The following is a 12,048-nucleotide window of genomic DNA, read 5'->3' as shown; positions in this document are numbered from 1 at the left end:
GTAGAAGTTATTTTGTAACAACAACTTATACCCACGCGGAGGCGTCTCAGTGTCAACCCGGTGCGCAATTCAGGCTAAATTCGGGCGAGATCGCCCCTGAGTGAGCGTTATCGCCCATTCTCTCTTGCGTGTGCATTCTTCTTGTCAGCAGGAAAATTCTCTGACAAGCGACAGGCTCCATTGTATACGTCTTTACTGCTGATCCGTAAGATCAGATATAACTGAAGCAATTCGATTGGATCGTTCATCGCAACTCAAATGTCCGTCACCGAGAACATCCATCGTGGCACGTCACGTGCATAAGTCGTCAGACTCCTTTTGGCACTCGTCCCTAACAACGAGGTCATGGGAGCACATTGAATCCTCCTGGAGCCTCAATTAATGTCAGAGAAACTTCGTTCTATTTCAATGCGTCTACTCAAACCGACCAGCATTTTCATACTTTTTACTGAGTTGTTGATCGTGTTTGTACTGGGGTTTGCCTTCAGCCAACTCTGGCAGGGAAACGCAGCTCCAGTGGCTGAGGCGAGCTCTAAGAATGCCCACGATGCAGATCACGGGGCACAACTTTGGACATGCTCGATGCACCCTCAGATCAAAAAGAACAAACCTGGAAAATGCCCAATTTGTGCAATGGATCTAATTCCTCTCACAACAAGCACAGGCTCAATGACCGGCCTACGGCAGCTCGTTGTCAGCCCTTCCGCGCGGGCTCTTATGAATATCCAGGTGACTCCCGTTGAACGTCGTTATGTTGAAGCAAAAGTGCGGATGGTCGGCAAAGTTGACTACGATGAAACACGCTTGAAGCATATCACCGCTTGGGTTCCGGGGCGATTGGATCGACTCTTCGTTGACTACACGGGAGTACAAGTTAATGAAGGTGACCATATGGTCTATATCTACAGCGAGCAACTCTATACCGCCCAACAGGAATTGATTGAAGCAGCTCGCGCGAAGAAAGCACAATCAGATACTGACACATCTAATTTCTTTGCTACTGGAGGAATCGACTTACTCGAATCAGCGAGAGAAAAACTACGTTTACTTGGGCTCACTCAGGAGCAGATTGCCGAAATTGAAACTCGGAACAAACCGACGGATCACGTCATGATCTATGCTCCGATGGGTGGGATTGTGATCGAAAAAATGAAACAAGAAGGTGACCGTGTCAACACCGGGGACCGAATCTACACGGTTGCCGACTTAAGCCAGCTATGGGTCCAGATGGATGCTTACGAGTCGGATCTCATCTGGCTGCGGTATGGCCAGAGCGTCACATTTACCACTGAGGCTTACCCTGGCGAAGAATTCGAAGGACGAATTGCGTTCATCGACCCAGTACTGAACGACAAGACACGGACTGTTAAAGTCCGTGTCAATGTGGAAAACCGAGAAGGGAAACTCAAACCGGATATGTTTGTGAGAGCGACCGTTAAAGCGAAGGTTGCTGCTGGCGGTCGTGTTGTCGATTCAAATTTAGAAGGGAAATGGATCAGTCCGATGCACCCAGAGATTGTCAAGGAGGAACCTGGAACCTGTGACATTTGCAACATGCCTCTGGTTCGAGCCGAGTCATTGGGATACATCCCCACTAATCTTGCTGGTCAATCCAAACCGTTAGTCATTCCAGTCTCTGCAGCGCTTGTCACAGGGACGCGTGCCATCGTGTACGTCGAAGACCCCACAGCAAAGGAGCCGACGTTTGAAGGGCGAGAAATTGTCCTGGGACCTCGCGCGGGGGATCACTATCTCGTGGAAACTGGCTTGAAAGAGGGGGAACTGGTTGTCACACACGGAAACTTTAAGATTGACAGTGCACTTCAAATCGTCGCCAAGCCAAGCATGATGACTCCCGAAGGAGGTGGCGGAGGTGGTCATCAGCATGGTGGGAGTGAGTCTAAAAAGAGTGATGAGCATGCGGGACATGGTGACGGTTTAACAGCCAAAGCATCACCCATGTTGCAGGACTTGCCGATCTCCATACAGCGTCGTTTGGTCGAGATCAACGAGGCTTGGCAGCAGATTCAGGCGGCAATTGGCAAAGATGACTTGAAGGAAGTACGACGACAGTTTTCACTTTTTGGGGAGTCCATCCGTGGTGTCGATGCTTCACTGCTCGAAGGGCATCCAAAAATGTTGTGGGACGAACTCAGCATGCTGCTGAACAACGATGCGATCGAAGGTCAAGACATCACCTCAATCAGTGCCGCTCAGCAACTTGCGAAGGATCTCAGTCGTGACATACAGCGATTAGATGAACAATTTGGACTTGCACATGCCGAAACTCTTCCGCAACAACTCGACGTCCCAGATCAATTTCGTCAACAACTCTCGAACCTGTGGAATGCCTATCAGCAGATCGGAGAGTCCCTGGCGAATGATAAATTTGCTTCGGCACAGGCAGAAGTACGACAACTTGAACAGGCTTTAAAGTCTGTCGATATGAAACTTCTGACTGATAACAAAGCTCACCTCTCCTGGATGCGGGAGCAAAAAGACCTCAACACTGTGATTGATTCTTTGAAGAAAGCGGAAGATCTCCGCACTTTAAGGGCTCAGTTCGAGCCCCTTTCAGCAGTGTTCCAAGTGCTTGCCATGTCATTTGGATTTGGGAAAAACGAGCCAGTGTATCTCATGCATTGTCCGATGGCATTCAAAAACAAAGGAGCAATTTGGCTGCAAAACGATGCTCAAACACGAAACCCGTATTTTGGAGCAACGATGCTGCAATGTGCAGACCGAACAGAACTGATTTCTGGTGAGGAGCCGAACAACTCAGAGACCACATCCAAGAATCGGAATGAATAACAGGATTAGTGAAAGCTAGTTCGTCGCGCACAGCTATTTGAGATACTTTTACAGAATTCAAAATATGAACAATGACAGTGGCGAAGAAAAAGCGGATGTCAACCAGCCAATAGCCAAGGAAGACCAATCATCAAATTCGTTCCTTGATGGCATTATCCGGTTCTGTCTCGACAACAAGCTTGTGGTCGCATTGCTCGTGATGGGTATTGTCGGCTGGGGTGTCCTCGTCGCACCCTTTGATTGGAAAGTCGGAGGGCTTCCACGCGATCCTGTCCCGGTCGATGCAATTCCAGATATTGGTGAGAATCAGCAAATCGTCTTCACGGAATGGATGGGGCGTTCACCTCAGGATGTTGAGGACCAGATTGGTTATCCACTGACTGTGTCTCTTCTCGGGTTACCCGGTGTCAAGACCATTCGTAGCTATTCGATGTTTGGCTTTTCATCGATTTATATCATTTTTGAGGAAGATGTCGATTTCTATTGGTCGCGTAGTCGCGTCCTCGAAAAACTCAACAGCCTGCCCTCTGGAACACTACCTGAAGGCGTGCAACCGACATTAGGTCCCGATGCGACGGCATTAGGACAAATCTACTGGTACACACTGGAAGGTCGCGACCCCGATGGAAACCCGGTCGGAGGATGGGACCTCAATGAACTGCGGACTATTCAAGATTGGTATGTTCGCTATTCGCTGATGTCTGCCGAAGGCGTCAGCGAAGCCGCATCCGTTGGTGGATTTGTGCAAGAGTATCAGATCGATGTCGATCCAGACGCAATGCGCGCTTTTAGTGTCGGATTAGACGACATTTTTAATGCAGTGCGTATGTCGAACGTGGACGTCGGTGCCCGAACGATCGAAATCAACAGAGCCGAATACGTGATTCGTGGTCTCGGGTTTATTGAGCAAGTCAGCGATATTGAAAAAAGTGTGATTAAGTCCAATGACAATGTTCCGGTCTATATTAAAGATGTTGCTCATGTCACTTTGGGACCAGCCTTACGGCGCGGAGTGCTGGACAAAGGAGGGGCAGAATCAGTCGGAGGCGTAGTTGTCGTCCGGTATGGCTATAATCCGCTGGATGCCATCAAACATGTCAAGGAAAAGATCGCTGAGATTTCTCCTGGACTGCCTACGAAGCCAGTCATTGATTACGCGAAGACTTCCCGTACCGAGGTGAGTGACTTTGCGAAGGTTCATGACTTTCCTGCGTACATCGAAGCAGAATTGAATCAAGAGGCATGGCTCAATTGGTTGCGAGGGAATGATCGTTCACAGTGGCCAGAGTGGATCACAACCAGCCAAGTTTCGGTCGTCCCCTTCTATGACCGTACGGGGCTCATTTACGAAACACTGGGGACATTAAACTCAGCTTTGTTTGAAGAAATTCTGGTCACGATCATCGTGGTGATTATCTCGGTGATGCACCTGCGGAGTTCGTTTTTGATCAGCGCGTTATTGCCTCTGGCGGTCTTGATGTGCTTTATCGCCATGAAAATGTTTGGCGTGGATGCCAACATTGTGGCACTCTCGGGGATCGCCATTGCCATCGGCACGATGGTCGATATGGGGGTGGTGCTGTGCGAAAATATTCTCAGTCACCTGGACGATGCGGATCCCAAAGCCGACCGCAAAGAGGTCATCTTCAGGGCAACAAGCGAAGTAGCAGGTGCCGTATTGACTGCTGTCTCGACTACGGTCGTCAGTTTCCTTCCCGTTTTCACGATGACGGCCGCCGAGGGCAAGTTGTTCCGTCCCTTGGCGTTTACGAAAACTTTCGCACTGATTGCCTCAGTGATTGTCGCAATCACAATCATCCCCCCTGTCGCACACATTTTGTTCGCTGGGCAAATAGGTTCCGATAAGTTAAAGCGATTTTTACTTGGATTGTTGTTCGTTGCGGGCATCGTTGTGATGATCTGGCTTCCATGGTGGGTGGGCGCGATCCTGGTTGCCTTATCGATCTGGCATCTACTAAAAAATAGAATTCCAGACGGTGCACGCAAGTACGGACCATGGATCGCTAACGGACTCGCCGTGATTGTCGTGGGAGTCCTATTGACGGAGGAATGGCTGCCACTTGGTCCTGACAAAGGGATGCTGCGCAACTTAATCTTCGTTGGTGTGTTAATTGGCAGCTTGATGTTGTTCTTTCAGCTGTTTCAACGAGTGATTTACGTTCCACTATTAGGTTGGTGTTTGCGGCATAAATTTTTGTTTCTTGCGTTTCCCGCTTCCTTCCTCCTGATGGGAGGGAGTGCATGGTTGGGATTTGATCGCGTCTTTAGCGTCGTTCCCTGGGCAGTGAGCAAGGTCGGAGGGAATCCGGTAGCAGTACGTGAATCCCAAATCTGGACGACGGGGAGTGAATTCTTGCCAGGACTTGGCAAGGAGTTCATGCCTCCATTGGATGAGGGATCGTATCTGTACATGCCGACGACGATGCCGCATGCGTCGATCGGAGAAGTTTCTCAAGTGTTACAGTTACAGAATAAAGCCCTCATGGCGATTCCGGAAGTAGAGTCCGCTGTAGGAAAACTCGGTCGTGTGGAAAGTGCCTTAGACCCGGCCCCGGTCTCCATGATCGAAACCATCATCAATTACAAGCCTGAGTATTTGACTGACAAAGATGGGCACCGCATCGATTTTGCTTTCGACGAATCTCGGAATGACTATGTTCGTGATGACAACGGTGAGCTGATTCCTGATCCCGATGGCCGACCCTATCGAGTTTGGCGCGAGCATATTAGAACACCCAATGATATCTGGCAAGAAATTGTCAAAGCTGCTGAAGTTCCTGGAACGACTTCTGCGCCGAAACTTCAACCAATTGCAGCTCGGATCGTGATGCTGCAGAGTGGGATGAGAGCGCCGATGGGAATGAAGGTGAAGGGACCGGATTTGGAAACAATCGAAAAAGTGGCCCTTGAGATGGAACGCTTTCTCAAAGAGGTCCCGAGTGTTGAGGCTTCCGCGGTGATTGCTGATCGCGTTGTCGGAAAGCCCTACATTGAAATCGAAATTGACCGTGATGCAATTGCACGATACGGAATCATGATCCGCAAAGTTCAGGATGTCATTGAAGTCGCCATTGGCGGACGCCGGATCACCACAACGGTGGAAGGTCGAGAACGATACCCCGTTCGCGTGCGCTATCAACGCGAACTACGAGACTCACCCGAGCAGTTGGGACGCATCCTCGTCGATGCACCGGATGGAACGCAGATTCCGCTTGAACAACTCGCGAAAATCAAATTCGTGCGAGGACCTCAAGTGATCAAAAGTGAAGACACATTTCTGGTTGCCTATGTGCTGTTTGATATGCGTCCTGGGAATGCAGAGGTAGATGTTGTTGAACAAGCACAGCGTTATTTAGAAGCGAAAATTGATAGCGGTGAACTCTCCTTGCCACCTGGGGTGAGTTATACGTTTTCAGGAAACTACGAAAATCAAATCCGCTCTCAAAAAACGTTGGCGATCGTCTTACCGCTGGCGCTGTTCGTGATTTTCTTAATTCTCTACTTGCAATTTAAGGATTCCCTGACAACATCGATTGTCTTTAGTGGAATTGTTGTCGCCTGGGCAGGAGGATTTATCATGATCTGGCTGTATGGTCAGACATGGTTTCTGGATTTCAGTGTCTTTGGAACCAATATGCGAACGCTGTTTCAAGTCCATCCAATCAATCTCAGTGTGGCCATTTGGGTCGGTTTTCTAGCACTCTTTGGGATTGCCAGCGATGATGGAGTGGTCATCACAACCTATCTCAATCAGAGCTTTCGCAAGAAGCAAATCGACACAATAGACCAGGCACGCGAAGCAACGATCGAGGCAGGAGTGCGCCGTGTTCGTCCCTGCTTAATGACGACAGCAACGACCATTCTGGCACTGATTCCGATCCTGACGTCGACCGGACGAGGAGCGGACATCATGATCCCGATGGCCATCCCCAGCATCGGCGGGATGACGATTGCGATCATGACAATGTTAGTAGTCCCCGTGTTGTACTGCTGGGTGAAAGAAATCAAGTTACGATTGGGGATCCGCGATACCCTCTTTGAGCAGCAATCCTAGATTGCGACTTTCGTGCTTTATAGAGCACATCCAATATTGGATTTTACGTTCTGCCGCCCTAGTGATTATCATGTGTGGTCCCTTTGGTTGACCCGAAGGTCTCGCGACCATGTCTTCCAGTTCGTGAGCGAATTCGCCCGTTCCTGATTTTTTGTCGAGCGATTCTGACACGTTGATTCAGCTTGTTCCGATTATGCCGACTGAGTCGTCGAAATAATCCGAGTAAGCGGCTCCATACTCTTATGTACAGGCATTCCTAGAACCGATGCAATCGGTAGCCTGCCGGACCGAGACAGCCGCGATGGCTGTGATCAACACCAAGGAGACACTTCCGATGCGCAAACTTTCGATCCCACTTATTTTTTGCATACCTGCTGCTTGTGGATGCGTTACGCCACCAGAACCACAGCCACGAGTTTTGTCAACGGCGTACCATATTCAACTTGCATCAACAGGATATGAGACGGGGGAATCGGTCACGCTTCCGGAAGAACCATACTTGGAGGGCTCGCACGACGTCGATTTCTTTGTCCAATTTGCTTTGGAGAGGAATCCTGAAATCTTGGCTGCACAGAATGCTGTGGCCGCTCAGGTGCAAAGAATCCCTCAAGTGACGGCCTTAGATGATCCCATGCTGACTGATACATTTCAGCCCATCGTGGATAACAGTGTTCAAACAGCTGCGGGGCGTGCCCCCAATGCTTTGGCACTGACTCAGAAATTGCCGTGGCTGGGGAAACTTCGTGTACGAGGTGAGGTAGCTGAACAGGAATCGAAGATTGCCCTGACTCGACTGGCTCAAGCAGAACTCAAAGTCATCGAAGATGTCAAGTTGAGCTACTACGATCTTGCTTATAATCAGAACGCGATCACCATTGTCGAAAGCGATAAAAACCTTCTTGAACAATTGCTACAGTTTGCAGAAGCCCGCTACCGCACGGGTGCAACCAGCCAACAAGACGTCCTTCGTGCTCAAGTGGAGTTGGAACGGTTGACCGACCGTTTAATCGAGCTGAAACGGCAACAAAGATCAGCTCAAGCAGATCTCGCCAAAGTCATTCATACGTCTCCAGAAGCGATACTCCAAACCAACACAAACATTGACGTCCCAATCGTACCCGCGCAGATCGATGCTCTTTATGAAGCGGCAGTACGTTGTCGACCAGAGTTGCAGGAAAGATTGCACGCAATCATCCGCGACGAGCGTAAGCGGGATTTGGCACACATGAATTATTATCCCGACTTCAACCTCGGGGTCGGCTGGCAAACCGTCACGGAACGCAATGCACTTTCGATGATTGCGACTGGAAACGACAACGTCTCCTTCATGGTCGGGGTCAGTCTGCCGATCTGGCGAGACAAGCTTGATGCAGGTGTTCGCGAAGCGGAACAGCGATCTCTGGAATCTGCCCGACGCTATGACGCCTCACGTGACGACACGCTCCGGATGATCCGCCGCTACATCGTTCAAGCTGAGGCATTGGAAGAACAAATCATTCTGTACAAAGAAAGTATTATTCCTAAATCAGAACAAGCTCTGCGTATTTCCACCGCCGACTATCGCGTCAATAAGGTTGACTTTCAACAGATTCTTGACAACTGGTCTGACTTATTGATGTTCCAATTACAAGTGGTTCGCATGGAAGCAAGTTTGAATCAAACATTGGCATCCTTGGAACGCGTGATCGGCTGCCAACTGGCGACACTTCCAGAAACAAATGTCGTCGAGCCTGCTCGACTCGACCCGATCGACTTGGACAACCTTCCTGAGATTGATTTGCCAGCGAACAACGATAATTAGAATGCTTACACCTTATTCGATATTGACGTCACCCCGATCACGAAAACTTTGTCGATGATGACTCCAATTGATAAAACTGAATCATCGATAGTCAGGTGATCACTGAGCTCATGTGAAGCTATATGTGGCCACTCCGTGTTGAGAGTAATCTGCTCTACCATTCGTCCGCGATGAACGTATTTCACCGCATCGTGGCTGCCGTTCCACTAGACAATACCCAAACACTGTCTGTGTTGACGATCGCTCTAGGAATTGTGAAATCAAATGCATTCGTTACATATTGATTTTCACATTTCGCTTCAGAACCCCGACACTTGGCGTCTCCTGACCGCTCTCCCATCTCTTTTGGGAAAAAATAAAATTCTGCGAAGATAAAGAGACGGGCGAGCATCAAAAGGGCATGCACCCCTATTTATCAAAAATCAAGGCTCATTTGTTTCTGCACGGAATCTTTGGAGCGTCCGTTGCAATCGCTGTTGCTTGTGTCGACAAGTTGGGTTTTTCATTCGCCAGTACAGATGGCTACGCGCGCTTCTTTCACACTCGGTTTGACAAAAAAATGGGTGTGCAGACGGCCGAATCCAATGAACACCTTGAAGTGGATGTCCCTGCCGAAATGCATCAAGATGCTCGCTCTTATGAAGCATCGCCGGCAGTAGAGCTTTTTCAAATCCTGGAGTCTTTCTCCATCGATTCGAGAATGACATTTATTGACATCGGCTGTGGAAAAGGGAAAGCAATGCTGATTGCTTCCTTTTTTCCATTCGGAAAGCTGGAAGGGATTGATCTTTCAAATAAATTGGTTGCGCAATGCTCTGACAACCTAAAACAATCGGATTCGCTCTCAAATGTACAAATGCCAGACTACGATGTCTTTTGCCGCAATGCAGTCGAGTACGATTTTCCTGAGACAGATCTATTGATCTACCTTTTCAACCCATTTGGGTTGACAGTGTTGCAACAAGTGCTTGAGAAGTTGCAAGCCTCTTTGGAGGACTGCCCACGAAATGCGTTGGTTGTTTATTGCAATGCTGTACATAGTACTTGCTTCGAGGAAAGCGAATCTTGGGAGCCGGTTTCTTTTAATTTTCCTCTCGGTCGATGGTGGCGATGTTTTCGAAATGTCCGGGGTGACTAGGTAGTCGATCAGACCAATAATCATTCATTTTATTGCTCTCGCATCCGTCTCGCACAAATGTTGCACGAGTCACCTGATGAAGTGTCTTCAAAATCTGCTCCTCCCAGAAGTCGTCATCAGCTTGACCTCGCCACTGGGCGAGACCAAAAATCATCAATTGAAATATCATGGACGACAATACTGCCGATTCAGTCTCTGAGTCCAGCACCTCCCCAAAAGAGGCATCGCCATCTCGGCGATGGTCCATCAGTACGCAACTTCTGCTTAGCGTGAACAGCGTGTGTGCAGTGTTATTGTTGTTGTTTGTCGCATACGATTACCAAAGAGAGACACGTCATCGTCTCAATGACAAACGGCAGGCTTTAACAGAAGAGGCGATCATTCTTCATTCGGCTGTTCGTGAAATCCAACACCACGGAGCCGATGCCATTCAAGCATTTATTGATGCCACTTGCGCCCGGATGTCTGAGTCTCTTTCTCCGGGACACCACATCATTATCAAGTTCGGTGATCAAGTCATGCAGGCGCAAGCTCACCACCGTTCCGGAAAAGATCTGCTTCAGGCTGTCGAGGCAGCTTCGATTCGGAGTCAGAATCGCGGAGACTTCAAAGACCGTGAACTCATTGTCGGAACTTCTCAATCTGGAACATTGATAGTGTATGTTTCAGAGTTCACTGATGACTTGAAAGGAGAAGTGTCGGGAGACACTTTACGTCGTTTGGGGGGCTCTGTTGCGCTCGGGTTGATTGCTGCATTCATCGTGAATGTCGTGATGTGGCGTGTCGTGGTGCACCCAATCGAACGACTCATTCGACTCGTAGAAACGATTGCCGATGGCGAATTCGGAGATCAAGTCAACGGCTTTCGAAGTCGTGAACTCAGCTATTTCTCTCGCGCGATCAATCGGATGAGTAAAACACTTGCTAGAAATGAACGGCAACGCCAATCACAACTCGAGAAAGCACGTCGTATTCAACAAAATCTATTGCCAGTGGAGCCCTCGATCCCCAATGTAAATTTTGCCGCATGCTATGAACCTGCTGAAGGAGTCGCTGGAGACTTTTATGATGTCCGCCAGCTCAAAGATGGGAGTTGGATTGTCTTCATGGCCGACGTCACTGGTCATGGAATTCCAGCGGCAATGAGTGCAAACTTATTGAAAGCACACCTTGCCGAAGGGTGCGAGCACTTCAGTGATGCCCTCGAAATCATTCATCAGATTAACGTAAGGTTTACGGAGTTAACCCTTCCAGGTGATTTCGCCACGGCGATACTTTTAAGATATCTTCCTGACCAAAGCCAGCTACAGGTTGTGAATGCAGGTCATGATGCAGCAGTCCATATGACAACCGACGCTCAGCAGCAAGCCTTCGACGCCAGCGGTCTTCTCCTTGGCGTCGACGCGAATGCGAAATGGAAATGTGCAACAACTTCCGTCTCTCCAGGAGATCGATTGCTCATGTACACCGATGGTGTCACCGAGACATTCGATGTTCAAGGAGAAATGTTTGGTCGAGCACGAGTTCTCAATCTTCTGCAGCAAACGGCGTCTCTTGCACCACAGGAATCATTGAATCAGCTTGCTGCCACTTTGGAAGCTTTCAGGAGCGGACGTCACCAACTGGATGATGTCACGGCAATACTCATCGAGTTTTGACGATCAGTCACAGTGCAAAACTGGCAGCATATCAGGGCGTAATCGCTCTGTTGTGAGCGAAAACGCACTTAGTTGCGACTGCCACCTATCAGTTTCGGAAGAGGATTACGATGAACACTCGCGTAGTTTCGCATGACGTCACAGGATGTTGAAATAACCAATGAACTCAGTTCATCTACCTGCTCTTTGGTCCGAGGTTTGCGTTGCTCTCCAGTCACGAGTCCTTCGATTCGCTTGTCTGCCTATGCGGTGCCCCGCTCAGACAATTCGGTCTCTTAATTGAAAGGTCTATGACGATGAAGATTCGAATGCTTTCGCTAGCTGCAATCATGATGACAATTGCGATGGGTGTGCAAGATGTGAACGCACAACAAAAACGATCAACTGCGGACCGCAGGCAACGCCCCGGACAAGGCTTTTGGTCAACTCAAGCCGCCGCTCGGCGTGTTGGACATGCGTTGGATTACTCGCGCGGACTTTCGAATTACGCGCAGCATGCTCAGTCCGTTCAACATGATTTTGCAAAGGTTCACGTGGAAGAGATCGGTCGCAATATTACCGTGGC

Annotated in this window: 5 protein-coding genes and 1 pseudogene; 5 read left to right on the top strand and 1 reads right to left on the bottom strand. The window is 49.1% G+C overall.

Annotated features, from left to right (window positions below):
• Positions 1 to 381: 381 nt before the first annotated feature.
• From ACN0YR_RS24770 to ACN0YR_RS24760, 3 genes are all read left to right on the top strand, one after another.
• Positions 382 to 2,811, top strand: a complete 2,430-nt coding sequence (locus ACN0YR_RS24770; protein ID WP_417851896.1) for an efflux RND transporter periplasmic adaptor subunit — start codon at positions 382 to 384, stop codon at positions 2,809 to 2,811.
• Positions 2,812 to 2,875: 64 nt separating this feature from the next.
• Positions 2,876 to 6,886, top strand: a complete 4,011-nt coding sequence (locus ACN0YR_RS24765; protein WP_417851895.1) for an efflux RND transporter permease subunit — start codon at positions 2,876 to 2,878, stop codon at positions 6,884 to 6,886.
• 334 nt (positions 6,887 to 7,220) lie between these two features.
• A complete protein-coding gene (locus tag ACN0YR_RS24760; RefSeq protein ID WP_417851894.1) occupies positions 7,221 to 8,687 on the top strand; it encodes a TolC family protein in 1,467 nt (488 codons plus the stop codon).
• A 1,082-nt stretch (positions 8,688 to 9,769) separates the two neighbouring features.
• Here ACN0YR_RS24760 and ACN0YR_RS24755 read toward each other — a convergent pair.
• On the bottom strand, positions 9,770 to 9,994 hold the full coding sequence (locus ACN0YR_RS24755; RefSeq protein WP_417851893.1) for a hypothetical protein: 225 nt from the start codon (positions 9,992 to 9,994) through the stop codon (positions 9,770 to 9,772).
• Here ACN0YR_RS24755 and ACN0YR_RS24750 point away from each other — a divergent pair.
• Both ACN0YR_RS24750 and ACN0YR_RS24745 read left to right on the top strand, forming a co-directional pair.
• Complete coding sequence (locus ACN0YR_RS24750) at positions 9,993 to 11,483, top strand: PP2C family protein-serine/threonine phosphatase (protein WP_417851892.1); 1,491 nt, start codon at positions 9,993 to 9,995, stop codon at positions 11,481 to 11,483. The genes ACN0YR_RS24755 and ACN0YR_RS24750 overlap by 2 nt on opposite strands.
• A gap of 296 nt (positions 11,484 to 11,779) precedes the next feature.
• Positions 11,780 to 12,048 (top strand): annotated as a pseudogene (locus ACN0YR_RS24745) (hypothetical protein); the annotation flags it as partial.

It is taken from the genome of Thalassoglobus sp., from assembly GCF_048270125.1.
Taxonomy (GTDB): Bacteria; Planctomycetota; Planctomycetia; order Planctomycetales; family Planctomycetaceae; genus Thalassoglobus.
Note: the sequence above shows the minus strand (reverse complement) of the source record. Positions and strands in the feature narration are given on the sequence as shown.

Excerpts from the sequence above, each read along its gene's own strand:
- ACN0YR_RS24770 (WP_417851896.1), top strand. The coding sequence starts at position 382 with ATGTCAGAGAAACTTCGTTCTATTTCAATGCGTCTACTCAAACCGACC.
- ACN0YR_RS24765 (WP_417851895.1), top strand. The coding sequence starts at position 2,876 with ATGAACAATGACAGTGGCGAAGAAAAAGCGGATGTCAACCAGCCAATA.
- ACN0YR_RS24760 (WP_417851894.1), top strand. The coding sequence starts at position 7,221 with ATGCGCAAACTTTCGATCCCACTTATTTTTTGCATACCTGCTGCTTGT.
- ACN0YR_RS24755 (WP_417851893.1), bottom strand. The coding sequence starts at position 9,994 with ATGATATTTCAATTGATGATTTTTGGTCTCGCCCAGTGGCGAGGTCAA.
- ACN0YR_RS24750 (WP_417851892.1), top strand. The coding sequence starts at position 9,993 with ATGGACGACAATACTGCCGATTCAGTCTCTGAGTCCAGCACCTCCCCA.